Origin of the sequence: Enterobacter sp. MGH119 (assembly GCF_001037675.1) — a bacterium.
Lineage (GTDB): Bacteria > Pseudomonadota > Gammaproteobacteria > Enterobacterales > Enterobacteriaceae > Enterobacter > Enterobacter hormaechei_C.
Map to the genome: position 1 here is coordinate 1560217 of NZ_KQ089929.1, position 26495 is coordinate 1586711.

The following is a 26495-nucleotide window of genomic DNA, read 5'->3' on the forward strand; positions in this document are numbered from 1 at the left end:
GGGTTTCTCTCAGTAGCCTCGCTGTCTGTCGACCTGTCCGGTCACCGCGTTGCCCTTCTCTATTTCGCTGATGGTATGCGAGATGTACGCCACGGCCTCCGCCGGTCGCGTCACGGCCGCAATATGGGGCGTCATCGCCACGCGCGGATGTGCCCAGAGCGGGCTGTCTTTTGGCAGCGGTTCGCGGCTATACACATCCAGCATTGCGCCTTTCAGTTTACCGCTATCCAGCGCTTTCAGCAGATCGTCTTCCACAACGTGTACCCCGCGCGCCAGGTTCATTAAGTAGCTGTCTTCTGCCAACTGGTTGAGGAGCGTACCATTGATAATGCCGACCGTTTCCGCCGTATTCGGCAGCAGGTTAATGAGGACGCGAGTCCCTTTCAGGAACGCCGGGAGTTCGTCCGTTCCGGCAAAGCTCTCGACGCCAGGATACTCCTTACGGCTCCGGCTCCAGCAGCGCAGTGGGAAGCCCCACGGTGCGAGCGCTTCGGCGACTTTCGAACCCAGTACACCCGCGCCGAGGATGCCGATGGTGAAATCTTCACGCTGATAATCCGGAAGCGGTTCCCAGTGGGATTGCTGTTTAAACGCCTGATAATCGTCGAAACGGCGGAACCAGTGCAGCACCTGGCTCACGGCATATTCCTGCATCTGCTGCCCCATACCGGTATCTTCCAGACGAAACAGGGGAATATCTTCCGGCAGCATTTCAGGGTGTGCCTTCAGCTTACTGAGAATGGAATCCACCCCCGCACCAAGAGCAAATACCGCCTTCAAACGGCGTCCCTGAAGCATTTCGACCGGGGGATGCCAGACCAGCGCGTAGTCGGCATGTTCATTATCGCCCTGTTTCCATTCGCGAACGCGTGAGCCAGGCAGTGCCGCCGTAAGCGCATTAATCCAGTAAGCCGTATCAAAAGTGGGGTGATAGAAGATAATATCCATAGTCATTGCCTTTTATTGCACTGTTTTATTTTCATTTTCAACTGGCTTGCCAGCATAACAAATTTATCGCTAAACCGCGTTGCTGATAAAAGAGGCGCATTTCGCACATTTCGGAATCAGGTTGCCTGAAGTTTGTCTAAACACGCTAAATTACTGAAAAAGTGGGTTGACGGCAGTACGGCTTTTACTTACATTAGCGCCCGTCCCGACAACAACGGGATGACAATATGGTGAGGTGTCCGAGTGGCTGAAGGAGCACGCCTGGAAAGTGTGTATACGGCAACGTATCGGGGGTTCGAATCCCCCCCTCACCGCCATATTTGAAAAAGAGCTCGCATGAAAATGCGGGCTTTTTTTTCACATGTTGCACGCCTGTGGGGGATTCGAACTTTGCAGCCCCTGCGGTAATTGTGTCGGGTGGCGCTACGCTTACCCGACCTACAAAAAGCTAGTCTTCAACCATCTTTGCATACTCTTCGGTGAGAAAATCCACCAGCGTCCTGACCGATGGCAGCAGGCCGCGCCGGGAAGGATACACCGCATGGATCACTTCCCGTCTGGGTTCCCAGGCATTCAGCACCCGAACAAGTTCACCTGAAGCCAGCTGATCCTTCACCATCAAAATGGGCAGCTGTACCACGCCCACGCCCGCCATCGCCGCCTCCCGCAGCGCCAACATGTCGGTAGTCACCAGGCGCGGCGTGAAGTGAATTTCTGCCTTTGCGCCCTCCGGCCCGTTCAATTCCCACTTATGCAGGTGCTTGCCCGCCCCTATACTTAACCCCGGCCACTCGCTGAGTTCAGAGGGCATCGCCGGGTTGCCCATCTGTTCAATCAGTGCCGGCCCGGCAACCAGACAGTGTCCCCTGTCCGCCAGCACCCTTAATACCAGATCGCTGTCATCAAACGGGCGCGGACGAACGCGGATCGCCACATCCACCCCCTCCGCCACCAGATCGACCCGGCGGTTGGTGGCTTCGAGCTGAAGGTTGATCCCCGGATAGCGCGCCATAAACCGCGCCAGCATGGGCCCCACGTGAACGTGCAGCAAGGTGACAGGACAGGTGATCCGGACCATACCACGCGGCTCAGCCTGTAAAGCAGCCACCGCCTCCTCCGCAGCTTCAGCCTCCACCAGCATAGCTTTACAGTGCTGATAGAATGTCTGCCCCACCTCCGTCACCGCAAACTGCCGCGTGGTACGTTGTATCAACCGAACACCCAGGCGTTCCTCCAGCTGCGCAATCCGACGGCTCAGTTTCGACTTAGGCTGATCGAGCGCCCGACCCGCCGCTGCAAAGCCGCCATGCTCCACCACCTTCACAAACCATACGAAATCATTGAGGTCCTGCATACGCCTCCATTGTTCCATTTAAGGAACAGTGAATGTCATTTTCGCTATCTACCGGGATATTAACCCTGAATATAAGCTAATTCCATCAACAGGACATCAGGAGTTAATCATGAAAAACGTAACAGGCGTGTATACCGCACCTCGTCCGCACTGGGTCGGTGACGGTTTTCCGGTTCGTTCGATGTTTTCTTACCAGACGCATGGCGAGCCCCTGAGCCCGTTCCTGCTGCTGGACTACGCCGGACCGCATACCTTCCCGGCGGATGGCGCGAAACGCGGCGTGGGCGAGCATCCTCATCGCGGTTTTGAAACGGTGACCATCGTCTACTCAGGCGAAGTGGAGCACCGTGATTCAACCGGCAGAGGCGGCGTTATTGGTCCAGGTGACGTGCAGTGGATGACGGCGGGCGCAGGCATTTTGCACGAGGAGTTCCACTCCAGCGCGTTTTCGCAGAAAGGCGGTGAACTGAAAATGATGCAGCTGTGGGTCAACCTGCCCGCCAGGGACAAAATGGCGACGCCTGGCTACCAGAGCATCACTCAGGCGGATATCCCGGTGGTCACCCTGCCGGATAACAGCGGAACATTGCGCGTGATTGCTGGCCGCTTTGGAGAGGTAACCGGCCCGGCGCATACCTTCTCACCGCTGAACGTGTGGGATCTCGCGCTGCATCAGGGTAGCCACCTGACGCTTAATCAGCCCGAAGGCTGGAGCACGGCGCTGGTTGTCGTTGAAGGCAGCGTGACGGTGAACGGCACCACGCCTGCCGGTGAGGCGCAACTGGTCGTGCTGAGCCAGAGCGGTGACAAACTGCATCTCGAAGCCAGCAGCGATGCCAAAGTGCTGCTGATGGCCGGGGAGCCGCTGAATGAACCCATCGTGGGCTATGGCCCGTTTGTGATGAACAGTAAAACCGAAATCGCCGAGGCTATTCGCGATTTTAACTCCGGCCGCTTTGGCCAAATCTAAACGTAATAAAGGAGCGCATTATGTCTACCCCTGCAAACTTCAACGGTGCACGTCCCGTTATTGACGTAAACGATGCCGTTATGCTGCTTATCGATCACCAGAGCGGGCTGTTCCAGACCGTAGGAGACATGCCAATGCCTGAGCTGCGCGCCCGTGCAGCAGCGCTGGCAAAAATCGCCTCGCTGGCGAAGATCCCGGTGATCACCACGGCGTCGGTTCCACAGGGACCGAACGGCCCGCTTATCCCGGAGATCCACGCCAACGCGCCGCACGCACAGTATGTGGCACGCAAGGGTGAGATCAACGCCTGGGATAACCCGGAGTTCGTGGCGGCGGTGAAAGCCACCGGGCGCAAAACGCTGATTATCGCGGGGACGATCACCAGCGTCTGCATGGCCTTCCCGTCCATCAGCGCGGTGGCGGACGGATATAAAGTGTTTGCGGTGATTGATGCCTCCGGCACCTACAGCAAAATGGCGCAGGAGATCACCCTGGCGCGCGTGGTGCAGGCAGGCGTGGTGCCGATGGACACGGCAGCCGTTGCTTCCGAAATTCAGCGCACGTGGAACCGTGAAGATGCGGGTGAATGGGCAGAGGTGTACACACACATCTTCCCTGCCTACCAGCTGCTGATCGAAAGCTACAGCAAAGCGCAGGACGTGGTGAAAAATAGCGAAGTGCTCGATTCGCAGCGTTAATCCTGCGCGCTGCGACATAAGCTGATTAAGGCTTAACCGAACAAGCACGAATGCTGAAAATCTGCTTGACCGTTTTAGCGCAACTCCCTATAGTAGCGCCCCGTTGCCCCCCAAGCGGTCAGGCAGCAAAACAATATGGTGAGGTGTCCGAGTGGCTGAAGGAGCACGCCTGGAAAGTGTGTATACGGCAACGTATCGGGGGTTCGAATCCCCCCCTCACCGCCATATTTGAAGAAGAGCTCGCATGAAAATGCGGGCTTTTTTTTCGCATGTTGTACGCCTTTGGGGGGAATGAGAACCCCCGACCGGGGTTCGACAACTGGCGCAGCCAGTTGGACAGACTGAGAGCGTAGCGAACAGGCTGCCCGCAGGGTGAGCGCAGCGAGTCAATCCCCCCCTCACCGCCATATTTGAAGAAGAGCTCGCATGAAAATGCGGGCTTTTTTTTGCATGTTGTACGCCTTTGTGGGGAATGAGAACCCCCGACCGGGGTTCGACAACTGGCGCAGCCAGTTGGACAGACTGAGAGCGAAGCGAACAGGCTGCCCGCAGGGCGAGCGCAGCGAGTCAATCCCCCCGGTGCTGTATGCAGCTCGGTGCGGCCTGAGTCCCTCACCCTAACCCTCTCCCCTGGGAAGAGGGGATAAAATGCACAAAAAACAAAGCCCGGTTTCCCGGGCCTTGAACACAACAGCATATTCAATAATACGCTTGTAGCGTGCGCTGGCAGAGCGCCGAGCGGACGCAATCCTCTTTTGTGAAGCGTACCACCCCTATCATCTCATCTTCCTCAAAACGTGACATGGCATCGCTCAGGCCAGACTTGACGCCCGACGGCAGGTCACACTGGGTAATATCGCCATTGACGATCACCGTCACGTTCTCCCCGAGGCGCGTTAAAAACATCTTCATTTGCGCAGCGGTCACGTTCTGAGCCTCGTCAAGAATAACGACCGCATTTTCAAATGTACGTCCGCGCATATAGGCGAACGGCGCGATTTCCACCTTGCCAATCTCTGGTCGCAGGCAGTACTGCATAAAGGAAGCGCCCAACCGCTTCACCAGCACGTCATAGACGGGCTTGAAGTACGGGGCAAACTTCTCGGAAATATCGCCGGGCAGGAAGCCCAGATCTTCATCCGCTTGCAGTACCGGACGGGTAACGATGATCCTTTCCACGTCCTTATGAATCAGCGCCTCCGCCGCTTTGGCGGCGCTGATCCAGGTTTTCCCGCATCCGGCTTCCCCGGTTGCAAAGATGAGCTGTTTACTCTCGATAGCATTCAGGTAGTGCGCCTGAGCTTCATTTCGCGCCACAATTGGCGATGCATCGCGGCTGTCCCGCGCCATGCCAATGGATTCTACGCCGCTCATCTGCACAAGCGAGGTGACCGATTCTTCTTCACGCTGCTTATGGCTACGTGAATCCCGTCTCAGCACACGTTTTGCTTCACGACGAGCTTTGATCACTGCTTTCTGTCTTCCCATGGATAGCACCTTGAGTTGTTGGTATTCATCACACGCGCCAGCATCGGCACGATTATGCGCACGAACATCAGAGGGTTGGCTTCCTTGTAAGCCATTGCTTGCATTACCGGATGACGATATACAACGGCTACGCGCACCGTTATGCACGTCGGTAGAAAAAGGTTGTTGAGGTGAAGGAGAGAATTTGGTGGTGAAGAAATCGCTGCCGGAGTCTGAGCCTCCGCGCCGGGTACTGCGGTTGATATGTTTACCTTGTCCAGTACAGGACGCAACCATTCGCGATCTCCATAGTGAGTTAACATCACTGCCGGGAACTACCGCTGTCTTCTCTTAAGTACATCAGGAATTATCATAAATGCAACATTTATTTTACCTGAATGCAACTTTTCGGACTGCCCCTACATGGAAAATCAGTCTTATATAGAAATATTACAGAAATATAACAATAAGATAGTCCGGGAAAAAAATAATGTCCCCGCGAACTGTCGCAGGGACGATTATCAGGCTTCTATGAGACCCTGAGCGAGCCAGGCGTTCGCGTCACGCGCGCCGGGCAGGGCAAAGAAATAGCCGCCGCCGATGGGCTTAATGTACTCTTCCAGCGCTTCGCCGTTGAGCCGCTTCTGCACGGTGAGGAATCCTTTCTCCAGATCGTGCTGATAGCAGACAAACAGCAGTCCCATATCAAGCTGCCCGGAGTTGGTCACCCCCAGCGAGTAGCTGTAACCCCTGCGCATCATCAGGCTGGATTGCGTCTCTTTGGTGCGAGGATTGGCGAGGCGAATATGGCTGTCCAGCGCGATGACATCCCCGTTCGGATCGCGGGCGTAGTCGGGTTCATCGTGCTCGAGCTTCATGCCGAGCGGTGCGCCGGTTTGCTTATCGCGGCCGAAGATAGTCTGCTGCTCTTTCAGCGGCGTGCGGTCCCAGAACTCCACGTGAAACTGAATGATACGCACCGCCTGATAGCTGCCGCCCACCGCCCAGGCCGGTTCGCCCTGATCCGCCGTAACCCAGACCACCTTGTTCATCAACGCGGTATTGCTGCTGTCCGGGTTGGCGGTACCGTCTTTGAAGCCCAGCAGGTTGACCGGCGTCTCTTTCCCTTTACTGCGCGCGGCGTGGTCAGAGATAAAACCTTCCCGCTTCCAGCGCACGCTCAGCAGATCCGGGGTGTGCTTGATAATATCGCGCAGGGCGTGGATCACCGTATCCTGGGTATTAGCGCAGATCTGCAACAGCAGATCGCCGTGGCACAGCGCCGCGTCGAGAGAATCATTCGGGAATCGCGTCATTTTTTGCAGCGCTTTCGGCTTCTGCTTCGCCAGACCGTAGCGATCATCAAATAGTGATTCCCCCACCGACACGGTGATGGTCAGATTATCGGGAGCGATAAACGCCCCGAGGATCCCGGAATCCATCGGCGGCAGGCGCGGATTCGGTGTTTCCGGTGCCGGACCGCCGGCGGTGAGGAAGGCAATGCGCGTGGTTAATAGCCTGAACAGACGCTCAAGGTCGGCCTTATCACTCGCCAACGAATCGAAAGCCACCAGCATCATCGAGGCCTGCTGCGGCGTCAGGATCCCCGCCTGGTGCTCACCATAAAACGGCTGCGTTTCCATACGCGCGTCCGGGGAGAGCGTGCCGGGGGCGCTTTGCGGTTTTGCCGCATGCGCCACCGGACAGCCGCCCGCCAGGGCAAACGCGCCGCCCAGCGCCCCTACCCCTTTTAACAACCGACGTCGGGAAGGTTCCGCCACGTCGTACTCGTCATGCTCGTTCATCGCTTAATCCAGACCCAGTACGCCACGCAGCAGGGAGAGATCTTCCGCCAGCGTCGTAATCGGGCCTTTCAGCGCGTTACGGTCAGCATCGGTCAGCTTGTCGTAGGTTTCGAACCCGTCTTTGGTGCGGTATTTCGACAGGATAGCGTCAACTTTCTTAAAATTGGCATCCACTTTCGCCAGCAGTTCGCCGTTCTCTTTTTGCAGTTGTGGCCGCAGCAGATCGACAATTTTCTGTGCGCCGTCAACGTTTGCCTGGAAGTCCCACAGGTCGGTGTGGCTGTAACGATCTTCTTCACCGCTGATTTTGCTGGCGGCTACTTCTTCAATTAGGCCCGCTGCGCCACCCACCACTTTCGACGGTGGGAATGCCAGCTCGCTGATGCGTTTTTGCAGCTCCAGCACGTCGCTGTTTAGCTGCTCGGCGTATTTCTCCATCCCCCTGGTGGAGTTATCGCCAAACAGGGCTTTTTCCAGACGGTGGAAGCCGGTGAATTTCGGATCGGCGGCCTTCTGCTCGTAGTCGTCTTCACGGGCGTCAATGCTGCCATCGAGGTCAGAGAACAGCTCGGCAATCGGCTCGATGCGCTCGTAGTGCTGACGTGTAGGCGCATACAGGGATTTCGCTTTTTCGATATCGCCCGCTTTCACCGCGTCGGTAAAGGCTTTGGTGCCTGCCACCAGGTCCGCCGTCTCTTTGGTGACGTAGGCTTTATAGGCGGTAATAGCGTCGCCGAGACTCAGCAGCGCCGTGCCTTTGGCCGCGTCCGCCGTCGCTGCGCCTTTGACGATCAGCTTACCTTTCGGGTTAGTCAGCAGGCCGCAGGTCATGTCATATTCCCCGGGCTGAAGATTTGCGGTCATCTTCTGGCTGAAGCCCGGCGCGATATTCTCGCGCTCTTCCACCACCATCACGCCTTTCAGGATCTCCCACTCCAGCGCTTTCTGGCTGTGGTTCTGAATAATAAACTGGGTTTTACCGCTGTTAACCGTGATGGTCATCGGCTCACACTGTTTATCGTTGACGGTGACTTTGACCTGCGGAATATCTGCTGCCTGAGCGGCGAAGGCAGACACGAGCAGCGCGGCGATGCCTGCGCATAACGCACTACGACGGAACTGAATGGCCATGACTCTTCCCTTTAAAGTATGTTGTAACTAAAACAGCACTTACGGCGCAACGCGCGACGTCTGCGAGCCGGTACGCGGCGGCATAGCGAACAGGATCAGCGCCGGAACCAGATAGATAAAGTACATCGCCACTTCGCTGACGCTCGGCGTTTCCTGGTAGCCGAAGATCCCTTCGAGCAGGGTACCGGTCAGTGAATGGGTCGACAGGACGTTGCTGAGATCGAACGCCACGTCCTGGAAGTGGTTCCACAGGCCCGCTTCGTGGAAGGCGCGGATCGCCCCTGCCGCCAGTCCCGCGGCCACCAGCAGAATAAACAGGCTGGTCCACTTGAAGAACGCGCCCAGGTTAAGACGAATGCCGCCCCAGTAGAGCAGGAAGCCAAGCACAACCGCCGTGGCCAGCCCGAGCATCGCGCCCAGCGGCGGCCAGATGCCCACGTCCTGCTGAAAAGCCGCGAGCAGGAAGAACACGGACTCCAGGCCTTCACGCGCCACGGCGAAAAAGACCATCATGATCAGCGCCCAGCCGTGGTGGTTGCCTTTTTGCAGGGCGTTATCCACCGCCTGCTCAAGCTGTACCTTCACGTTACGGGAAACTTTGCGCATCCAGAACACCATCCAGGTGAGGATCACCACCGCTATTACGGCAACAATGCCTTCAAACAGCTCCTGCTCTTTCTGCGGAAATTCACCGGTGGTTTCGTTGATAAGAATACCCAGCCCCAGGCAGAGCGCCGCGGCAAGGGAAACGCCAACCCACATCACGCCAATCCAGCGTCCGCGCTGGGTACGCTTCAGATAACTGGCGATAAGGCTAACAATCAGGGCCGCTTCAAGGCCTTCACGTAACATAATGAGAAAAGGAACAAACATGCCGACACCTTAAATGTTTATCGCGGTCAACTGATGCAAAGAAAGGTAAATTCTTGTGATAGTGATTATCATTACGGCAACAAGAAAAACAAGCGAAATGTGTTGCGTTTTGATGACCAGATGTAAACGCATTGCGGAGTAATAATTGCTTGAGTAACCGTTGCGTTTATAAGGTATAACGAAAATGCCCATTTACGGTTAACCGGGGCTGTGGCTAAATGTCCACCTCGAAAACCAACTGAAAATAAACCATGTTTAAAATTGTCCATTTCCTGCTGGCGCTGGTGATTATTCTTGCGCTTGCCTGGCTGGTGAGTTTCGACCGCCGAAAAGTTCGTATTCGTTTCGTTTTACAGCTGATCGTGATTGAAATTGCGCTGGCGTTCTTTTTCCTGCATGCAGAAAGCGGTCTGTTTATTATTAAATACGTCTCCGGTTTCTTTGAGTCGCTGCTTAAATTCGCTGCCGAAGGGACGAATTTTGTCTTTGGCGGGATGGGTGAAAAAGGGCTGGCGTTTATTTTCCTTGGCGTGCTCTGCCCCATTATTTTTATCTCAGCGTTGATCGGTATTCTTCAGCACTGGCGCATTCTGCCGATCTTTATTCGGGTGATCGGGACGCTGCTGTCAAAACTGAACGGCATGGGCAAGCTGGAATCCTTCAACGCGGTGAGCTCGCTGATCCTCGGTCAGTCGGAAAACTTTATTGCCTACAAGGGCGTACTCGGGGATCTCTCCTCGCGTCGTCTGTTTACGATGGCTGCCACGGCTATGTCGACGGTGTCGCTGTCGATTGTCGGGGCCTATATGACCATGCTCGACGCCAGATTTGTCGTCGCGGCGCTGATCCTGAACATGTTCAGCACCTTTATTATTCTTTCGGTCATTAACCCGACCCGCCCGGAAGCGGAGCCGGATATCAAGCTGGAAAAACTGCACGAATCCCAGAGCTTCTTTGAAATGCTGGGCGAGTATATTCTGGCCGGTTTTAAGGTGGCAATGATTATTCTGGCGATGCTGATTGGTTTTATCGCCCTTATTAGCGCCGTTAACGCCCTCTTCTCCAGCATATTTGGCATGAGCTTCCAGCAGATTCTGGGTTATGTGTTTTATCCGCTGGCGTGGCTTATTGGTATTCCGTTGAGCGATGCCTTAAACGCGGGGAGCATTATGGCAACTAAACTGGTGGCGAATGAATTTGTGGCGATGATCGAGCTGCAAAAAATTGCCCATCAAATGTCACCTCGCGGGCTGGGTATTTTGTCCGTGTTCCTGGTGTCGTTCGCTAACTTCGCTTCCATTGGCATTGTGGCGGGGGCAATAAAAGGTCTGAACGAGCAGCAGGGCAACGTGGTGTCGCGGTTTGGTTTGCGTCTGGTGTACGGCGCGACGCTGGTGAGCCTGCTTTCGGCGAGCTTTGCGGGGTTGGTGTTGTAAGTTTTGTGCGGTTAATGCCCGGCGGCGCTTCGCTTGCACGGGCCTACGATACTACAACGGCGGGATTTCCCGCCGTTTTTCATTAAAACTGCACGCACACCGGCTGGTCAACCCGCATCACCGACTCCTGCGCGAAGCGTGACTTATAGATCCCGCGCAACGCTTCAATATTCTTCTCACTCTGCGCATCTTTCCCGTGGATCAGCATCAGCGCCTTGCTCGGCTCGCGCGCCACCTTGCCGTCGTTACCCAGCCACTGACCACGGGCATCAAACACCGTTAAGCCATCGCGAAAACGCGGCGTCACGTCCTGGTCAACAAACTGCTGCCACTCGCTGCCGGTAATCTGCGCCCCTGCCGGGCGATTCAAGCCAAAATAGAGCGTGGTCTGCTGCATCTGGTTATCCGCTTTGCAGGTTTCCACCGGCACGTGCTGCGCGGGTGCGTTACAGCCCGCCAGCATCACGAATGCTGCCATCATTAACCCTGTTTTAATTCTCATTGATGAAGACTCACATAGGTGAAAGGACTATCCCCTCTCCCCACCGGGGAGAGGGTTAGGGTGAGGGGAGATTACTCAGCCTGAAGCTTAGTCGGCGGCGCAGTGTGGTAGTGCGCGTCGGCTTCCGCAAAGCGTTTCTGCATGGAGGCAGACGGTGCTTTACCCAGCAGGCTGAAGACAACGATACCGATGCTGCCGAAGATGAAGCCAGGAATGATTTCGTACAGGCCCAGCCAGGCGAACTGTTTCCAGACGATAACGGTCACCGCACCAATAATCATCCCCGCCAGCGCACCGTTGCGGGTCATGCGTGACCACATGACGGAGAACAGGACTACCGGCCCAAACGCGGCACCGAAGCCCGCCCACGCGTAGCTCACCAGCCCCAGCACGCGGTTTTCCGGGTTTGCTGCCAGCGCAATCGCCACCAGCGCAACCAGCAGCACCATAAAACGCCCTACCCACACCAGCTCTTTCTGGCTCGCGCCCTTACGCAGGAACGCTTTGTAGAGGTCTTCGGTGATGGCGCTGGAGCACACCAGCAGCTGACAGCTCAGGGTGGACATCACCGCAGCCAGGATCGCGGAGAGCAGAATACCGGCAATCCAAGGGTTAAACAGAATCTGCGCCAGTTCGATGAACACGCGCTCGGCGTTCTGGTTCACCGCGCCCGCCTGCGCCGGGTTGTTGTTAAAGTACGCAATGCCGAAGAAGCCAACCGCGCACGCGCCCGCCAGACACAGGATCATCCACGTCATGCTGATGCGACGCGCGTGAACGATGGTATGGTGAGAATCCGCCGCCATGAAACGCGCCAGAATGTGCGGCTGGCCGAAGTAGCCCAGGCCCCAGCCCATCAGGGAGACGATGGCGACAAAGTTCAGCCCTTTCAGCATATCGACGTTTTCGATGCTCTTCTGCTTGATCACTTCCAGCGATTCGCCAAAGCCGCCGACGGTGAAAATGACAATCACCGGAGTCAGGATCAGGGCGAAGATCATCAGGCTCGCCTGCACGGTGTCGGTCCAGCTTACCGCCAGGAATCCGCCCACGAAGGTATAGAGGATGGTCGCGGCCGCACCGGCCCACAGGGCGGTTTCATAGCTCATGCCGAAAGTACTTTCGAACAGACGCGCGCCCGCCACGATGCCGGAAGCACAGTAGATGGTGAAGAACAGCAGGATCACCACCGCAGAGATAATGCGCAGGATACGGCTGTTATCTTCAAAGCGTCCGGTGAAGTAGTCCGGCAGCGTCAGGGCGTTGTTGTTGGCTTCGGTATGCACACGCAGACGGCCTGCTACCAGCTTCCAGTTGATCCATGCGCCAACGGTCAGGCCGATGGCGATCCAGCTTTCGGAGATACCGGAGATGAAAATCGCGCCCGGCAGCCCCATCAGCAGCCAGCCGCTCATGTCGGAAGCGCCCGCAGAGAGTGCGGTGACCATCGGGCCTAAGCTGCGCCCGCCGAGGATGTAGTCGTCAAAGTTTTTAGTGGAACGCCATGCCAAAAACCCTATCAGGATCATGCCAAAAATATAAACGAGAAATGTCACCAGCATCGGTGTGCTAATAGCCATTCAAATTCTCCAAAATGTCGAGCGACAACCGTCCGGGTTGCCTTGTTATGTCATCACCGGAACGTAGTGATGTGTGTATGTGTTTCCGTTGGGCGCGCTATCCTGCCGTATACGCATCCCACTGACAAACGATTTAACACTGCATTTACATGAATTTCATCACTGGTTTTATACGTCTTTCCTATAGGTTGCACTCGCTCACGCTTTTACGGGTTGCACCTTTAAAAAGTGTTAAGCACCGCATAAAAACTGGGCTCAGAAACGGCCGCACGTTCTTTTTCACAGCTAACTAATCGTTAACAATCCATTCATTTTCCAGCTTGCAGACCAGGTCACATTTAACACGGTTGCACAAAGTTGCAACATGGTGGATATTTCACGCTATCAACAGAACGCTATTACAGAACAACAGGAGTTTTGGCATGGGGATGACCACCATGGGGGTTAAGCTGGATGACGCTACCCGCGAACGGATTAAAACCGCTGCGACCCGCATCGACCGCACACCGCACTGGTTAATCAAGCAGGCGATTTTTAACTATCTGGAAAGACTGGAGAGTGAAGAAGGTCTGCCGGAGCTGCCTGCCCTGCTGGCGGGCGCAGCGAACGAAAGCGAAGAAGCCGCGACGGCCGTTGAGGAGAACCACCAGCCGTTCCTCGAATTTGCCGAGCAGATCCTGCCGCAGTCCGTCAGCCGCGCCGCCATTACCGGCGCCTACCGCCGTGCCGAAACCGACGCCGTGCCGATGCTGCTGGAGCAGGCGCGCCTGCCGGAAGCCGTTGCCGCTCAGGCGCACAGCCTGGCGTATCAGCTCGCCGACAAGCTGCGTAATCAGAAAACCGCCAGCGGACGCGCCGGGATGGTTCAGGGTCTGCTGCAGGAGTTTTCCCTCTCCTCACAGGAAGGCGTGGCGCTGATGTGTCTGGCGGAAGCGCTGCTGCGTATTCCGGATAAAGCCACCCGCGATGCCCTGATCCGCGACAAAATCAGCAACGGCAACTGGCACTCCCACATTGGCCGCAGTCCGTCGCTGTTCGTTAACGCCGCCACCTGGGGCCTGCTGTTTACCGGCAAGCTGGTCTCCACCCATAACGAAGCCAACCTGTCGCGCTCCCTGAACCGCATCATCGGCAAGAGCGGCGAGCCGCTGATCCGCAAGGGCGTGGACATGGCGATGCGCCTGATGGGCGAGCAGTTCGTCACCGGGGAAACCATTGCCGAAGCGCTGGCGAACGCCCGCAAGCTGGAAGACAAAGGCTTCCGCTACTCCTACGACATGCTGGGTGAAGCGGCGCTGACCGCCGCCGACGCGCAGGCCTACATGGTCTCTTACCAGCAGGCGATCCACGCCATCGGTAAAGCGTCCAACGGTCGCGGTATTTATGAAGGTCCGGGCATCTCTATCAAGCTTTCCGCCCTGCACCCGCGCTACAGCCGTGCGCAGTACGACCGGGTGATGGAAGAACTCTACCCGCGCCTGAAGTCCCTGACCCTGCTGGCGCGCCAGTATGACATCGGCATCAACATCGACGCCGAAGAGGCGGACCGTCTGGAGATCTCCCTCGACCTGCTGGAAAAACTGTGCTTCGAGCCGGAGCTGGCGGGCTGGAACGGGATTGGTTTCGTTATCCAGGCCTACCAGAAACGCTGTCCGTTCGTCATTGACTACCTGATTGACCTGGCCAGCCGCAGCCGTCGCCGCCTGATGATCCGTCTGGTGAAGGGCGCCTACTGGGACAGCGAAATCAAACGCGCCCAGATGGAAGGTCTGGAAGGTTATCCGGTCTATACCCGCAAGGTCTATACCGACGTCTCTTACCTCGCCTGCGCGAAAAAACTGCTCGGCGTGCCGAACCTGATTTATCCTCAGTTCGCCACCCACAACGCCCACACCCTGGCGGCGATCTACAGCCTGGCGGGTCAGAACTACTATCCGGGCCAGTACGAGTTCCAGTGCCTGCACGGCATGGGCGAACCGCTGTACGAGCAGGTGACCGGTAAAGTGGCCGACGGCAAGCTGAACCGTCCGTGCCGAATCTATGCCCCGGTAGGTACCCACGAAACCCTGCTGGCCTACCTGGTGCGTCGTCTGCTGGAGAACGGGGCGAACACCTCCTTCGTTAACCGCATCGCCGATACCACCCTGCCGCTGGACGAACTGGTGGCCGATCCGGTACAGGCCGTTGAGAAGATGGCGGCGCAGGAAGGCCAGATTGGTCTGCCGCATCCGAAGATTGCCCTGCCGCGCGAGCTGTATGGTGCAGGTCGCGTCAACTCGGCGGGTCTGGATCTCGCCAACGAACACCGTCTGGCGTCGCTCTCTTCTGCCCTGCTAAACAGCGCATTGCAGAAGTGGCAGGCCAGGCCGATCCTTGAGCAGTCCGTTGAGGACGGTGAAATGCAGCCGGTGATCAACCCGGCAGAGCCGAAGGATATCGTCGGCTACGTGCGCGAAGCCACGGAAACGGAAGTGGAGCAGGCCCTGGAGAGCGCGGTGAACAACGCGCCAATCTGGTTTGCCACCCCGCCGCAGGAGCGTGCCGCCATTCTGGAACGCGCGGCGGTGCTGATGGAAGATCAGATGCAGCAGCTGATCGGCATTCTGGTGCGTGAAGCGGGTAAAACCTTCAGCAACGCCATCGCCGAAGTGCGCGAGGCGGTAGACTTCCTGCACTACTACGCCGGTCAGGTGCGCGATGATTTCGACAACGAAACCCACCGTCCGCTCGGCCCGGTGGTGTGTATCAGCCCGTGGAACTTCCCGCTGGCGATCTTCACCGGCCAGATTGCCGCGGCGCTGGCCGCAGGCAACAGCGTGCTGGCGAAACCGGCAGAGCAGACCCCGCTGATTGCCGCCCAGGGCATTAACATTCTGCTGGAAGCGGGCGTACCGGCGGGCGTGGTGCAGCTGCTGCCAGGGCGCGGTGAAACGGTCGGGGCCAAACTGACCTCCGATAACCGCGTACGCGGCGTGATGTTTACCGGTTCTACCGAAGTGGCCTCCCTGCTACAACGCAACATCGCCACCCGTCTGGATGCGCAGGGCCGTCCTACCCCGCTGATCGCTGAAACCGGCGGCATGAACGCCATGATCGTGGACTCCTCCGCACTCACCGAGCAGGTCGTCGTTGACGTGCTGGCTTCTGCCTTCGACAGCGCGGGCCAACGCTGTTCCGCCCTGCGCGTACTGTGCTTACAGGATGACGTGGCTGACCACACGCTGAAGATGCTGCGCGGTGCGATGGCGGAATGCCGCATGGGCAACCCGGGCCGTCTCACCACCGACATCGGGCCGGTGATCGACGCGGAAGCCAAAGCCAACATTGAAAACCACATTCAGACCATGCGTGCCAAAGGCCGTCCGGTGTTCCAGGCGGTGCGCGAGAACAGCGAAGATGCCCGCGAGTGGCAGACCGGCACCTTCGTGCCGCCAACGCTGATTGAGCTGGCAAGCTTCGACGAGCTGAAAAAAGAGGTCTTCGGCCCGGTACTGCACGTGGTGCGCTACAACCGTAACAACCTCAACGAGCTGATCGATCAGATCAACGCCTCGGGTTACGGCCTGACGCTTGGCGTGCATACCCGTATCGACGAAACCATTGCCCAGGTGACCGGCAATGCTAGAGTTGGCAACCTGTACGTCAACCGCAACATGGTTGGCGCGGTCGTGGGCGTGCAGCCGTTTGGCGGTGAAGGTCTCTCCGGCACCGGCCCGAAAGCGGGCGGTCCGCTCTATCTGTACCGTCTGCTGGCAAACCGTCCGGAAAATGCGCTGGGCGTGACGCTGGCGCGTCAGGACGCGGAATATGCGGTGGATGCGCAGGTGAAAGCCGTGCTGACCCAGCCGCTGGACGCGCTGATTAAGTGGGCTGAAAATCGTCCTGAGCTGCGTGCGATTGCACAGCAGTACGGCGAGCTGGCGCAGGCGGGAACACAGCGTCTGCTGCCGGGTCCTACCGGCGAGCGCAACACCTGGACGCTGATGCCGCGCGAGCGTGTGCTGTGCGTGGCGGATAACGAGCAGGATGCGCTGGTGCAGCTGGCAGCCGCAACGGCAACGGGCTGTGAGGTGCTGTGGCCGGAAGATGCCCTGCATCGCGACCTCGCCAAACAGTTGCCAAAAGCGGTTTCGGCCCGCATTCGCTTTGCGAAGGCCGATGCCCTGCTGACCCAGCCGTTTGACGCGGTGATCTACCACGGTGATTCCGACCAGCTGCGCGAACTGTGCGAGCAGGTTGCGGCCCGCAGCGGTGCCATCGTTTCCGTGCAGGGCTTTGCGCGCGGGGAAACCAACCTGCTGCTGGAGCGTCTGTACGTTGAGCGCTCGCTCAGCGTCAACACCGCGGCGGCGGGGGGTAACGCCAGCCTGATGACAATCGGCTAACGCTGTGCTAATAAGGCTCCGGAGACGGAGCCTTATTTTATTGGGGAGTGTATGAAACGATATCTTATCGCAGGCGCAGCACTGCTGCTCAGCGCCAGCGCGCTGGCCGACGAGTGCGACAAAGCGACCACCCAGACAGAACTCAGTGCCTGTGCGGCAGAGCAGTACCAGGCTGCGGATAAAAAGCTCAACCAGACGTACCAGGCCGCCATCAAACGCGCGGCAGCCCCTCAGCGCGACCTGCTGAAAAAGGCGCAGCAGGCGTGGATCGCCCTGCGTGACGCAGACTGTAAATTGATGGGTTCAGGAACCGAAGGTGGCACTATTCAGCCGATGATTATCAACCAGTGCCTGACGGAGAAAACAGCGGAGCGCGAAGCCTTTCTGGCCTCGTTGATGCAGTGTGAAGAGGGCAATTTAAGCTGCCCTTTCCAACCGGCTGATTAGCGCACACGGATCCCTTCGATAATCATCCGCTGTACGTTTTCCAGGGTGCTCTGGAAAAACGCCTCGTCCTGGAGCGTTTTACCGGTCACCGCCTCGACCTGGGCCGCGAAGTCAGCGTAGTGCTGGGTTGAGGCCCAAATCATGAAGATCAGATGATGCGGATCGACGGGCGCCAGTTTTCCGCTGGCGACCCATCCGGCAATAATGGCCGATTTATCGTCCACCAGCTGCTTTAGATCTCCCGTCAGCTCCGCCTGCAACAGCGGCGCGCCCTGCAACATCTCCAGACAGAACAGCCTGGATGCCTGCGGGTAATCACGCGATACCTCCAGCTTCAGCCTTATGTACTCCTCTATCGCCACCAGCGGGGCCAGCTCTTCGCGAAACGCCTTGAGAGGTGCCAGCCAGATATCGAGGATTTGCTGCATCACCGCCACATACAGCGCCTCTTTCGACGGGTAGTAGTAGAGCAGATTGGTCTTGGACACCCCGGCCTGCTCCGCCACCTGCTCAAGGCGCGTACCGTGAATACCAAACTGCGAAAATGTCTCCAGCGCAGCGCTGAGGATCGCCTGTTTCTTGGCGCTCACCGCCTGCGAACGTTTTCCGGGTGTTTTCACTGCGCCTTGTGTCATTTTCGCTCTCCATTTTCTGTCCTGCGCTCAGCATAGCAAAACCCCCGTCTCGCCACGACCTTCTGCACCCTCAGCGCGCATGAGTGCCTGTTTTCTGTGCAATGATTTTGACCATCTAGTCCACATTTTCGCTGTTAATTTCAACAACCATCATTTAACACCCTAATAACAAAGTGATTTTCAAAACTGGCACTGCCTTTGCAAAAACATCGTGACACCTGCGACGTAATGAAGAGAGGTTCGTGATGAAAATTGGCGTATTTGTACCGATCGGCAACAACGGCTGGCTTATCTCGACCACTGCCCCGCAATACATGCCGACCTTTGAGCTGAATAAAGCCATCGTGCAGAAAGCGGAGCATTACCATTTCGACTTTGCGCTCTCGATGATCAAGCTGCGCGGTTTCGGCGGTAAGACCGAATTCTGGGACCACAACCTGGAGTCCTTTACCCTGATGGCGGGCCTGGCGGCGGTCACCTCGCGGATCCAGATCTACGCCACCGCCGCCACCCTTACCCTGCCCCCGGCGATCGTGGCGCGGATGGCCTCCACCATCGACTCCATCTCCGGCGGGCGCTTTGGCGTTAACCTGGTCACCGGCTGGCAAAAGCCGGAGTACGAGCAGATGGGGATCTGGCCGGGGGACGATTACTTCTCCCGTCGCTACGACTACCTGACTGAATATGTGCAGGTGCTGCGCGATCTGTGGGGCACCGGCAAAAGCGATTTCAAAGGCGATTTCTTCACCATGAACGACTGCCGCGTCAGCCCGCAGCCGTCGGTGCCGATGAAGGTTATCTGCGCCGGGCAGAGCGACGCCGGGATGGAATTCTCCGCGAAATACGCCGACTTCAACTTCTGCTTCGGCAAAGGCGTTAACACCCCTGCCGCCTTCGCGCCCACTGCGGCACGCATGAAAGCGGCCGCCGATAAAACCGGGCGCGACGTGGGCTCCTACGTGCTGTTTATGGTGATTGCCGACGAAACCGATGACGCCGCGCGCGCCAAATGGGAACGATACAAGGACGGCGCGGATGACGAAGCGCTGAGCTGGCTGACCGAGCAGAGCCAGAAGGATACCCGCTCCGGCGCGGACACCAACGTTCGCCAGATGGCCGACCCGACGTCTGCCGTCAATATCAACATGGGCACCCTGGTTGGCTCGTATGCCAGCGTCGCCAGAATGCTCGACGAAGTGGCTGCCGTGCCCGGCGCCGAAGGCGTGCTGCTGACCTTCGATGATTTTCTCACCGGCGTGGAAACCTTCGGCGAGCGCATTCAGCCGCTGATGCAGTGCCGCGCCCACATCCCTGCCGTGACGAAGGAGGTGGCGTAATGACGACCCTCAACGCTCGCCCGGAAGCCATTACCTTTGACGCGCAGCGCAGCGCGCTGATCGTGGTGGATATGCAAAACGCCTATGCCAGTAAAGGCGGGTATCTGGATCTGGCCGGGTTTGACGTCTCCACCACGCAGCCGGTGATTGAGAACATCAAAACCGCCGTGCACGCTGCGCGCGCTGCGGGCATGCTCATCGTCTGGTTCCAGAACGGCTGGGACGACCAGTACGTCGAAGCTGGTGGTCCCGGCTCCCCCAACTTTCACAAATCCAACGCCCTGAAAACCATGCGCCAACGGCCAGAACTCCAGGGCACGCTGCTGGCGAAAGGCGGCTGGGATTATCAGCTGGTGGATGAGCTGGTACCGGAAGCCAGCGATATCGTACTGCCGAAACCGCGCTACAGCGGCTTTTTCAATACCCCGCTCGACAGCCTGCTGCGCAGCCGGGGCATTCGTCATCTGGTCTTTACGGGCATTGCCACCAACGTCTGCGTGGAGTCGACCCTGCGCGACGGCTTTTTCCTCGAGTATTTTGGCGTGGTGCTGGAAGACGCTACCCATCAGGCCGGGCCGGATTTTGCCCAGAAAGCCGCCCTGTTCAATATCGAAACCTTTTTTGGCTGGGTCAGTAACGTCAATGATTTCTGCGACGCGCTGAATCCCCCGCTCGCCCGCATCGCCTGAGGAGAACCGCTATGCCGAAATCCGTGATTATTCCGCCGGGCACCAGCACCCCGATTGCCCCCTTCGTTCCCGGCACCCTCGCCGACGGCGTGGTGTATGTCTCGGGCACGCTGCCGTTTGATAAAGACAACAACGTGGTATTTATCGATGACCCAAAGGCGCAAACCCGCCACGTGCTGGAGACGATCAAAACCGTGATCGAAACGGCGGGTGGCACGATGGAGGACGTGACCTTCAACAGCATCTTTATCACCGACTGGAAAAACTACGCCGCGATTAACGAAATCTACGCGGAGTTTTTCCCGGGCGATAAACCGGCGCGGTTTTGCATCCAGTGCGGGCTGGTAAAGCCGGACGCGCTGGTTGAAATTGCCACCGTTGCGCACATCGCGAAGTGAGGCCGCCATGAAACTGTCCATTTCCCCGCCCCCCTTTGCGGGCGCGCCCGTGGTGGTACTGATTGCCGGGCTCGGCGGCAGCGGGAGCTACTGGCTGCCTCAGCTCGCCGTGCTGGGGCAGGAGTATCAGGTGGTGTGCTACGACCAGCGGGGCACGGGGAATAACCCGGATACCCTGCCGGAAGACTACACCCTCGCACACATGGCCGACGAGCTCGCACTGGCGTTAGCCGGGGCAGGGATCGCCCGTTACTGCGTGGTCGGCCACGCGCTGGGGGCGCTGGTGGGCCTGCGGCTGGCCATCGATAAGCCCGACGCCCTTACCGCGCTGGTCTGCGTCAACGGCTGGCTGACGCTCAATGCCCATACCCGACGCTGTTTTGACGTTCGCGAACGTCTGCTGCATGCGGGCGGCGCGCAGGCGTGGGTAGAGGCACAGCCCTTGTTCCTCTACCCGGCAGACTGGATGGCCGCCCGTGCCCCGCGGCTGGAGGCCGAGGACGCGCTGGCGCTGGCCCATTTTCAGGGCAAAGCCAATCTGCTGCGCAGGCTGCATACGCTGAAGCAGGCCGATTTCAGCCGCCACGCTGCACGCGTTCGCTGCCCCGTGCAGATTATCTGTTCCACCGACGATCTGCTGGTGCCGTCCGTCTGTTCTGATGAACTGCACGCCGCACTCCCGCACGCCCGCAAAACGGTCATGCGCCAGGGCGGGCATGCCTGCAACGTGACCGCGCCGGACATCTTTAACACTCTGCTGCTGAACGGGCTTGCCAGCCTGCTGCACAGCCCAGAACCCGCTTTGTAAGGAGTTTGAATGAGCGAAGCCATCACGCCCGCCGCGCTGGAAACGCTGTTTACCGGCGCACGTACCCATAACGGCTGGCTGGATATACCGGTCAGTGACGAGACGCTGCGCGAGATTTATGACCTGATGAAATGGGGGCCGACGTCCGCCAACTGTTCCCCGGCGCGCATTGTCTTTGTGCGAAGCCCGGAAGGAAAAGAGAAGCTGCGCCCGGCGCTCTCCAGCGGCAACCTTGAGAAAACGCTCACCGCCCCGGTCACGGCAATTGTCGCCTGGGACAGCGAGTTTTATGAGCGCCTGCCTGTACTGTTCCCGCACGGCGATGCCAGAAGCTGGTTTACCGCAAGCCCCGCGCTGGCGGAAGAGACCGCCTTTCGCAACAGCTCGATGCAGGCCGCGTACCTGATCTTCGCCTGCCGCGCGCTCGGGCTGGACACCGGGCCGATGTCGGGTTTTGACCGGGAAAAAGTGGACGCGGCCTTTTTCACGGGCACGCTGCTTAAAAGCAATCTGCTGATTAACATCGGCTATGGCGATATGCGCAAAGTTTATGGGCGCTTACCGCGTCTGACCTTCGAAGACGCCTGCGGGCTGGCGTAAATAAGGAGCCATCATGACGACCCTTGATCAACAAACGTTCCGTGATGCCATGGCCTGCGTCGGTGCGGCGGTCAATATCATCACCACCGACGGCCCGGCGGGAATGGCGGGCTTTACCGCAAGCGCGGTATGCAGCGTAACCGATACCCCGCCCACTCTGCTGGTTTGCCTCAACCGCGGCGCGTCGGTCTGGCCGATTTTCAGCGAGAACCGCACCCTGTGCGTTAACACGCTGAGTGCCGGACAGGAGCCTTTATCCAACCTGTTTGGCGGTAAAACGCCGACTGAGGACCGCTTTGCCGCTGCCCGCTGGCAGACGGGGGAGACGGGCTGCCCGCGTCTGGAGGCGGCCCTGGCCTCATTCGACTGCCGCATCAGCCAGGTGGTGAGCGTCGGCACCCACGACATTCTGTTTTGCGACATTGTATCGATTATCCGCCACCCGGCGCCGCAAGGGCTGGTGTGGTTCGACCGCGGCTATCACGCACTTATGCGACCCGCCTGTTAATCCGCATTCAGGAGACAGATCATGTTCGGACTTCCCCACTGGCAGTTGAAATCGACCTCCACAGAAGAAGGCGTGGTCGCGCCGGATGAAAGGCTCCCGCTCGGGCAGACCATGGTGATGGGCGTGCAGCATGCGGTCGCGATGTTTGGTGCGACGGTGCTGATGCCCATGCTGATGGGGCTGGATCCTAACCTCGCCATTTTGATGTCGGGTATGGGTACCCTGCTGTTCTTTTTTGTCACCGGCGGGCGTGTGCCCAGCTATCTGGGCTCCAGCGCCGCCTTCGTTGGGGTGGTCATTGCAGCGACCGGGTTTAACGGTCAGGGTATTAACCCCAACCTGAGCGTGGCCCTCGGCGGCATTATCGCCTGTGGGCTGGTCTACACCCTGACCGGTCTGGTGGTGATGAAAGTCGGCACGCGCTGGATCGAGCGAATGATGCCCCCCGTCGTCACCGGGGCGGTGGTGATGGCGATAGGCCTGAACCTCGCGCCGATTGCGGTGAAGAGCGTATCCGGCTCGCCGTTTGAAAGCTGGATGGCGGTGATAACGGTGCTGTGCATCGGCGTGGTGGCGGTCTTTACGCGCGGCATGATCCAGCGGCTGCTGATCCTGGTCGGGCTGATTGCGGCCTGTCTGGTCTACGCGCTGCTGGCGAACGTGTTCGGCCTCGGCAAACCGGTTGATTTCACACTGATTCATCAGGCCGCCTGGTTCGGCATGCCGCACATAACCTCGCCCACCTTTAACGCTCAGGCGATGATGCTCATCGCGCCTGTCGCGGTGATTCTGGTGGCTGAAAACCTGGGCCATTTGAAAGCCGTAGCGGGAATGACCGGCCGCAATATGGACCCGTATATGGGACGGGCGTTTGTGGGAGACGGTCTGGCGACCATGCTCTCCGGCTCGGTCGGCGGCAGCGGCGTGACGACCTACGCGGAAAACATCGGCGTGATGGCAGTGACCAAAGTCTACTCGACGCTGGTCTTCGTGGCGGCGGCGGTGATGGCGATGCTGCTCGGCTTTTCCCCAAAATTCGGCGCATTGATCCACACCATCCCGGCACCCGTGATTGGCGGCGCCTCGATTGTGGTATTTGGTCTTATTGCCGTCGCGGGGGCACGTATCTGGGTGCAGAATCATGTTGATCTGAGCCAGAACGGTAACCTGATCATGGTGGCGGTGACACTGGTGCTGGGGGCGGGTGATTTCGCCCTGACGCTGGGCGGGTTTACGGTAGGCGGGATTGGCACGGCGACCTTCGGCGCGATCCTGCTCAACGCCCTGCTGAGCCGCCGGAAAAGGGATGTACCGCAAGGAAAAGCCATCACCCCTTCCACCTGAAATACGTGCCGCATTCTTGCCGGGTGACGCTACGCTTACCCGGCCTACAATTGGCAAGTAGGCCAGAGCAAGCGAAGCGCCGCCGGGCTAAACGGACAGGGTGCGCGTTGTTAGCTATCTGCCCCTTGTTCAGCGCTCAATCCGGCAGTCGCCTTACGTCGTTTTTTTAACTTCAACTCGCTCACCAGCACCCCGGCGATAATAAATGCCGCGCCCACCAGCGCCAGCAGCGGCAGACGCTCCCCGGCGAGTCGCCCGAAAATACCCGCCCACACCGGTTCACCGGTGTAAATGACCGTCGCCCGTGTCGGGGATACGCTGCGCTGCGCCCAGTTCATGGTAACCTGGATAATGGCGCTGAAAATACCCAGCCCCAGCGCCACGACGATAAGCCCGGTAGACATCGGCGGGACGGACTCCCCTGCCGGCACCATCGTCGCGAACGCCACCAGCGACGCGGTGGCAAGCTGCACCACCGTCACCCGCTTGACGTCCACTTTTCCTGCCCAGGCGCTAATCAGAATAATTTCTGCCGCAATGGCGACGGCCCCCACCAGAGTGATGATCTCCCCCGGCCCCAGCGCCAGCAGATTATTTTCCGGCCCGGCTAATAAAATAAGGCCGATGAACGCCAGCACGATGCCAATGCACGACATCAGGCCCGGCATTCTGCCGAGGCACAGCCACTGCAACAGCGGCACCAGCGGTACGTACATGGCGGTGATGAAGGCGGATTTACTGCTGGAGATAGACTGGAGCCCCCACGTTTGCAGGCTGTAACCCATGGCAATCGCCACGCCAATGGCGACACCCGCTTTAAGCTCTCTCAGGGTCAATCCGCGCAGGGTTTTCAGTGAAATAAGCGCCACGGCAACCGCAGCGGTTGCAAAACGCAGCCCTACAAAGAAAAACGGATCGCTCATCGTGACCGCGTACTGAACGGCAAGAAAGGTTCCGCCCCAGAACATGGTGATCAAAATCAGGATGGCTTCCTGAGGCTTAATGGAGAAGGTAAAACGGGAAACGGACATGGGACACCAGCACGAAGAATCAATCCTGTAGTGTGCGATGCCTTTGATGACAGTTCAATGTAGCAGACATAAAAAAACCGCCGGGAAACCCGGCGGCAGAGAGTTAACCCGGCGTACTACTTGTTGCTGCCGTGGCTATTTTTACCCCCTTTTTTACCAGCCTCTGATGCGCGCTGAGGGTCGTTTTTAAAGTTGCCCCCGCTAGACTGGCCACCTTTACGACCTGCTTCTGATGCTCTTTCACGGTCTTCAGCGAAATTACCTGAACCACCACGATGGTTTGCCATCTCTAACCTCCAGAGTGTGAAACATTAGACATCATATTGCATTCAGTAAAAGAGGATTCTTTCACCTCGCGGCTCAAGGACAGTGCCTTTATCTGTGCCGCGTGAAACTAAGCTTAGTGTAATGCGGCTATCCGGCAAGCGAGAGGTAATATTCTGCAACATGATCTCAGCCTTTCGTATGAAATATTGAGGAAGTCATTCATAAGCCATTCTTATATTTTGAAAAATCCGCGCCGCGAAAGTTGTTTCATTTTGCTACAAAGCACGTAACGAAAAGATATTGTTATATATCAAAGAAATGCCGTTCATTTTTGCAGTCTGGCTGTGATGTCATATCTTTAAAGGAACGCAGCGATCCGCTGTAAGAAAAACCAACGAGGAGTGATGCAAAATGGCAAAAGTTCTGGTGCTCTATTATTCCATGTATGGACACATTGAAACCATGGCTCACGCAGTAGCAGAAGGCGCAAACAGAGTAGACGGCGTTGAGGTCGTGGTTAAACGCGTACCGGAAACCATGCAGGCGGAAGCCTTCGCCAAAGCCGGGGGGAAAACACAAAACGCCCCGGTCGCCACCCCGCAGGAGCTCGCGGACTATGATGCCATTATCTTCGGCACCCCGACCCGCTTCGGCAATATGTCCGGCCAGATGCGCACCTTCCTCGACCAGACGGGCGGGCTCTGGGCCTCCGGCGCGTTATACGGCAAGCTGGCCAGCGTGTTCAGCTCTACCGGCACGGGCGGCGGCCAGGAGCAGACGATCACTTCCACCTGGACAACGCTTGCGCATCATGGGATGGTCATTGTGCCGATTGGCTACGGCGCGCAGGAACTGTTTGATGTCTCCCAGGTCCGTGGTGGTACGCCCTATGGCGCAACAACGATTGCCGGTGGGGATGGTTCACGTCAGCCAAGCAATGAAGAACTTTCAATCGCCCGCTATCAGGGTGAATACGTCGCGGGTCTTGCCAAAAAACTGAACGGCTAACCTAACAGGAGGACAAGTATGCCAACTCAAGAATCCAAAGCTCACCACGTGGGCGAATGGGCAAGTTTACGCAATACCTCTCCGGAGATTGCCGAAGCCATCTTTGAAGTCGCCAATTATGACGAAAAGCTGGCTGAACAGATTTGGGAAGAAGGCAACGATGAAGTGCTGGTTCGCGCCTTCAAAAAAACCGACAAAGACTCGCTGTTCTGGGGCGAGCAAACCATCGAACGTAAAAACGTCTGAACGTTCCCCCCGCCCACGCGGGGGGTTA

The 26495-nt window shown here is 58.0% G+C and carries 25 protein-coding genes and 2 tRNA genes; 16 read left to right on the forward strand and 11 right to left on the reverse strand.

Translation table 11 applies throughout. The features are described 5' to 3' along the window. Positions 1-9: 9 nt before the first annotated feature. Positions 10-948: a glyoxylate/hydroxypyruvate reductase GhrA gene (ghrA, locus tag SK53_RS07490; RefSeq protein ID WP_003858063.1), complete on the reverse strand. Its 939-nt coding sequence runs from the start codon at positions 946-948 to the stop codon at positions 10-12. A gap of 229 nt (positions 949-1177) precedes the next feature. Between ghrA and SK53_RS07495 the strand changes: the two genes are divergently transcribed. Next, positions 1178-1265: transfer RNA gene (locus SK53_RS07495), tRNA-Ser, on the forward strand. Positions 1266-1396: 131 nt separating this feature from the next. Here SK53_RS07495 and SK53_RS07500 read toward each other — a convergent pair. Then, the gene (locus SK53_RS07500; RefSeq protein WP_045894142.1) at positions 1397-2302 is read right to left on the reverse strand and encodes a LysR family transcriptional regulator; all 906 of its coding nucleotides are present in this window, start codon (positions 2300-2302) and stop codon (positions 1397-1399) included. Positions 2303-2411: 109 nt separating this feature from the next. On the opposite strand from SK53_RS07500, the gene SK53_RS07505 reads away from it, so the two are divergent. From SK53_RS07505 to SK53_RS07515, 3 genes are all read left to right on the forward strand, one after another. After that, complete coding sequence (locus tag SK53_RS07505; protein WP_032608986.1) at positions 2412-3272, forward strand: pirin family protein; 861 nt, start codon at positions 2412-2414, stop codon at positions 3270-3272. A gap of 20 nt (positions 3273-3292) precedes the next feature. Next, a complete protein-coding gene (locus SK53_RS07510) occupies positions 3293-3970 on the forward strand; it encodes an isochorismatase family protein (protein ID WP_003858068.1) in 678 nt (225 codons plus the stop codon). Positions 3971-4107: 137 nt separating this feature from the next. After that, positions 4108-4195, forward strand: a tRNA-Ser gene (locus SK53_RS07515). A 474-nt stretch (positions 4196-4669) separates the two neighbouring features. Here the strand turns inward: SK53_RS07515 and phoH are convergent. The 4 genes from phoH to efeU form a co-directional block, all read right to left on the reverse strand. Further along, positions 4670-5458, reverse strand: coding sequence for a phosphate starvation-inducible protein PhoH (gene phoH, locus SK53_RS07520; RefSeq protein WP_048208965.1), 789 nt, complete (start codon positions 5456-5458; stop codon positions 4670-4672). 500 nt (positions 5459-5958) lie between these two features. Next, complete coding sequence (efeB, locus tag SK53_RS07525) at positions 5959-7242, reverse strand: iron uptake transporter deferrochelatase/peroxidase subunit (protein WP_003858074.1); 1284 nt, start codon at positions 7240-7242, stop codon at positions 5959-5961. 3 nt (positions 7243-7245) lie between these two features. After that, positions 7246-8373, reverse strand: a complete 1128-nt coding sequence (efeO, locus tag SK53_RS07530) for an iron uptake system protein EfeO (RefSeq protein WP_023324437.1) — start codon at positions 8371-8373, stop codon at positions 7246-7248. A gap of 39 nt (positions 8374-8412) precedes the next feature. Continuing rightward, entirely contained in the window at positions 8413-9246 is an 834-nt protein-coding gene (efeU, locus tag SK53_RS07535; RefSeq protein WP_023324436.1) for an iron uptake transporter permease EfeU, read from the reverse strand. A 251-nt stretch (positions 9247-9497) separates the two neighbouring features. Here efeU and SK53_RS07540 point away from each other — a divergent pair, with 251 nt between their 5' ends. Further along, the gene (locus tag SK53_RS07540) at positions 9498-10682 is read left to right on the forward strand and encodes a NupC/NupG family nucleoside CNT transporter (RefSeq protein ID WP_003858081.1); all 1185 of its coding nucleotides are present in this window, start codon (positions 9498-9500) and stop codon (positions 10680-10682) included. Positions 10683-10764: 82 nt separating this feature from the next. On the opposite strand, the gene SK53_RS07545 is transcribed toward SK53_RS07540, so the two are convergent. Together SK53_RS07545 and putP are read right to left on the reverse strand one after the other, a co-directional pair. After that, complete coding sequence (locus tag SK53_RS07545) at positions 10765-11184, reverse strand: DUF3574 domain-containing protein (protein ID WP_048208968.1); 420 nt, start codon at positions 11182-11184, stop codon at positions 10765-10767. A gap of 71 nt (positions 11185-11255) precedes the next feature. Continuing rightward, complete coding sequence (gene putP / locus SK53_RS07550) at positions 11256-12764, reverse strand: sodium/proline symporter PutP (protein WP_003858085.1); 1509 nt, start codon at positions 12762-12764, stop codon at positions 11256-11258. Positions 12765-13186: 422 nt separating this feature from the next. Between putP and putA the strand changes: the two genes are divergently transcribed. After that, the gene (gene putA, locus SK53_RS07555) at positions 13187-17149 is read left to right on the forward strand and encodes a trifunctional transcriptional regulator/proline dehydrogenase/L-glutamate gamma-semialdehyde dehydrogenase (protein WP_048208970.1); all 3963 of its coding nucleotides are present in this window, start codon (positions 13187-13189) and stop codon (positions 17147-17149) included. 51 nt (positions 17150-17200) lie between these two features. After that, entirely contained in the window at positions 17201-17596 is a 396-nt protein-coding gene (locus SK53_RS07560) for a lysozyme inhibitor LprI family protein (protein WP_015570864.1), read from the forward strand. Here the strand turns inward: SK53_RS07560 and rutR are convergent. Continuing rightward, positions 17593-18231, reverse strand: a complete 639-nt coding sequence (gene rutR / locus SK53_RS07565; RefSeq protein WP_023324433.1) for an HTH-type transcriptional regulator RutR — start codon at positions 18229-18231, stop codon at positions 17593-17595. The genes SK53_RS07560 and rutR overlap by 4 nt on opposite strands. Before the next feature lie 245 nt (positions 18232-18476). On the opposite strand from rutR, the gene rutA reads away from it, so the two are divergent. From rutA to rutG, 7 genes are read left to right on the forward strand one after another with little or no spacing between them, the layout of a single operon-like run. Then, a complete protein-coding gene (gene rutA, locus SK53_RS07570; RefSeq protein ID WP_003858092.1) occupies positions 18477-19568 on the forward strand; it encodes a pyrimidine utilization protein A in 1092 nt (363 codons plus the stop codon). Further along, on the forward strand, positions 19568-20257 hold the full coding sequence (gene rutB / locus SK53_RS07575) for a pyrimidine utilization protein B (RefSeq protein WP_023324432.1): 690 nt from the start codon (positions 19568-19570) through the stop codon (positions 20255-20257). Before rutA ends, rutB begins: the two co-directional genes overlap by 1 nt. Positions 20258-20268: 11 nt before the next feature. Beyond that, on the forward strand, positions 20269-20655 hold the full coding sequence (rutC, locus tag SK53_RS07580; protein WP_032608979.1) for a pyrimidine utilization protein C: 387 nt from the start codon (positions 20269-20271) through the stop codon (positions 20653-20655). Between the two features lie 7 nt (positions 20656-20662). Next, positions 20663-21463, forward strand: coding sequence for a pyrimidine utilization protein D (gene rutD, locus SK53_RS07585; RefSeq protein WP_048208973.1), 801 nt, complete (start codon positions 20663-20665; stop codon positions 21461-21463). A gap of 9 nt (positions 21464-21472) precedes the next feature. Further along, on the forward strand, positions 21473-22063 hold the full coding sequence (locus SK53_RS07590; RefSeq protein WP_023324429.1) for a malonic semialdehyde reductase: 591 nt from the start codon (positions 21473-21475) through the stop codon (positions 22061-22063). Positions 22064-22076: 13 nt separating this feature from the next. Further along, positions 22077-22571: an NADH-dependent FMN reductase RutF gene (gene rutF, locus SK53_RS07595; protein WP_023324428.1), complete on the forward strand. Its 495-nt coding sequence runs from the start codon at positions 22077-22079 to the stop codon at positions 22569-22571. A 21-nt stretch (positions 22572-22592) separates the two neighbouring features. Next, positions 22593-23915 (forward strand): pyrimidine utilization transport protein G, encoded by a 1323-nt coding sequence (rutG, locus tag SK53_RS07600; RefSeq protein ID WP_023324427.1) that lies wholly within the window; start codon positions 22593-22595, stop codon positions 23913-23915. A gap of 110 nt (positions 23916-24025) precedes the next feature. On the opposite strand, the gene SK53_RS07605 is transcribed toward rutG, so the two are convergent. Both SK53_RS07605 and SK53_RS07610 read right to left on the reverse strand, forming a co-directional pair. After that, positions 24026-24946: a DMT family transporter gene (locus tag SK53_RS07605; RefSeq protein WP_003858106.1), complete on the reverse strand. Its 921-nt coding sequence runs from the start codon at positions 24944-24946 to the stop codon at positions 24026-24028. A gap of 116 nt (positions 24947-25062) precedes the next feature. Next, complete coding sequence (locus SK53_RS07610; RefSeq protein ID WP_001273664.1) at positions 25063-25233, reverse strand: con-10 family general stress protein; 171 nt, start codon at positions 25231-25233, stop codon at positions 25063-25065. 391 nt (positions 25234-25624) lie between these two features. Here SK53_RS07610 and wrbA point away from each other — a divergent pair, with 391 nt between their 5' ends. Together wrbA and SK53_RS07620 are read left to right on the forward strand one after the other, a co-directional pair. After that, entirely contained in the window at positions 25625-26221 is a 597-nt protein-coding gene (gene wrbA, locus SK53_RS07615) for an NAD(P)H:quinone oxidoreductase (RefSeq protein ID WP_006809323.1), read from the forward strand. A gap of 18 nt (positions 26222-26239) precedes the next feature. Then, positions 26240-26467: a YccJ family protein gene (locus SK53_RS07620; RefSeq protein WP_003858110.1), complete on the forward strand. Its 228-nt coding sequence runs from the start codon at positions 26240-26242 to the stop codon at positions 26465-26467. Positions 26468-26495: the final 28 nt, after the last annotated feature.

Excerpts from the sequence above, each read along its gene's own strand:
- putA (WP_048208970.1), top strand. The coding sequence starts at position 13,187 with ATGGGGATGACCACCATGGGGGTTAAGCTGGATGACGCTACCCGCGAA.
- rutB (WP_023324432.1), top strand. The coding sequence starts at position 19,568 with ATGACGACCCTCAACGCTCGCCCGGAAGCCATTACCTTTGACGCGCAG.
- rutF (WP_023324428.1), top strand. The coding sequence starts at position 22,077 with ATGACGACCCTTGATCAACAAACGTTCCGTGATGCCATGGCCTGCGTC.
- SK53_RS07545 (WP_048208968.1), bottom strand. The coding sequence starts at position 11,184 with ATGAGAATTAAAACAGGGTTAATGATGGCAGCATTCGTGATGCTGGCG.
- phoH (WP_048208965.1), bottom strand. The coding sequence starts at position 5,458 with ATGGGAAGACAGAAAGCAGTGATCAAAGCTCGTCGTGAAGCAAAACGT.
- SK53_RS07500 (WP_045894142.1), bottom strand. The coding sequence starts at position 2,302 with ATGCAGGACCTCAATGATTTCGTATGGTTTGTGAAGGTGGTGGAGCAT.
- SK53_RS07605 (WP_003858106.1), bottom strand. The coding sequence starts at position 24,946 with ATGTCCGTTTCCCGTTTTACCTTCTCCATTAAGCCTCAGGAAGCCATC.
- rutC (WP_032608979.1), top strand. The coding sequence starts at position 20,269 with ATGCCGAAATCCGTGATTATTCCGCCGGGCACCAGCACCCCGATTGCC.
- SK53_RS07590 (WP_023324429.1), top strand. The coding sequence starts at position 21,473 with ATGAGCGAAGCCATCACGCCCGCCGCGCTGGAAACGCTGTTTACCGGC.
- SK53_RS07540 (WP_003858081.1), top strand. The coding sequence starts at position 9,498 with ATGTTTAAAATTGTCCATTTCCTGCTGGCGCTGGTGATTATTCTTGCG.
- rutR (WP_023324433.1), bottom strand. The coding sequence starts at position 18,231 with ATGACACAAGGCGCAGTGAAAACACCCGGAAAACGTTCGCAGGCGGTG.
- SK53_RS07610 (WP_001273664.1), bottom strand. The coding sequence starts at position 25,233 with ATGGCAAACCATCGTGGTGGTTCAGGTAATTTCGCTGAAGACCGTGAA.
- SK53_RS07560 (WP_015570864.1), top strand. The coding sequence starts at position 17,201 with ATGAAACGATATCTTATCGCAGGCGCAGCACTGCTGCTCAGCGCCAGC.
- SK53_RS07505 (WP_032608986.1), top strand. The coding sequence starts at position 2,412 with ATGAAAAACGTAACAGGCGTGTATACCGCACCTCGTCCGCACTGGGTC.
- efeO (WP_023324437.1), bottom strand. The coding sequence starts at position 8,373 with ATGGCCATTCAGTTCCGTCGTAGTGCGTTATGCGCAGGCATCGCCGCG.
- efeB (WP_003858074.1), bottom strand. The coding sequence starts at position 7,242 with ATGAACGAGCATGACGAGTACGACGTGGCGGAACCTTCCCGACGTCGG.
- wrbA (WP_006809323.1), top strand. The coding sequence starts at position 25,625 with ATGGCAAAAGTTCTGGTGCTCTATTATTCCATGTATGGACACATTGAA.
- rutA (WP_003858092.1), top strand. The coding sequence starts at position 18,477 with ATGAAAATTGGCGTATTTGTACCGATCGGCAACAACGGCTGGCTTATC.
- rutD (WP_048208973.1), top strand. The coding sequence starts at position 20,663 with ATGAAACTGTCCATTTCCCCGCCCCCCTTTGCGGGCGCGCCCGTGGTG.
- efeU (WP_023324436.1), bottom strand. The coding sequence starts at position 9,246 with ATGTTTGTTCCTTTTCTCATTATGTTACGTGAAGGCCTTGAAGCGGCC.
- SK53_RS07620 (WP_003858110.1), top strand. The coding sequence starts at position 26,240 with ATGCCAACTCAAGAATCCAAAGCTCACCACGTGGGCGAATGGGCAAGT.
- SK53_RS07510 (WP_003858068.1), top strand. The coding sequence starts at position 3,293 with ATGTCTACCCCTGCAAACTTCAACGGTGCACGTCCCGTTATTGACGTA.
- putP (WP_003858085.1), bottom strand. The coding sequence starts at position 12,764 with ATGGCTATTAGCACACCGATGCTGGTGACATTTCTCGTTTATATTTTT.
- rutG (WP_023324427.1), top strand. The coding sequence starts at position 22,593 with ATGTTCGGACTTCCCCACTGGCAGTTGAAATCGACCTCCACAGAAGAA.
- ghrA (WP_003858063.1), bottom strand. The coding sequence starts at position 948 with ATGGATATTATCTTCTATCACCCCACTTTTGATACGGCTTACTGGATT.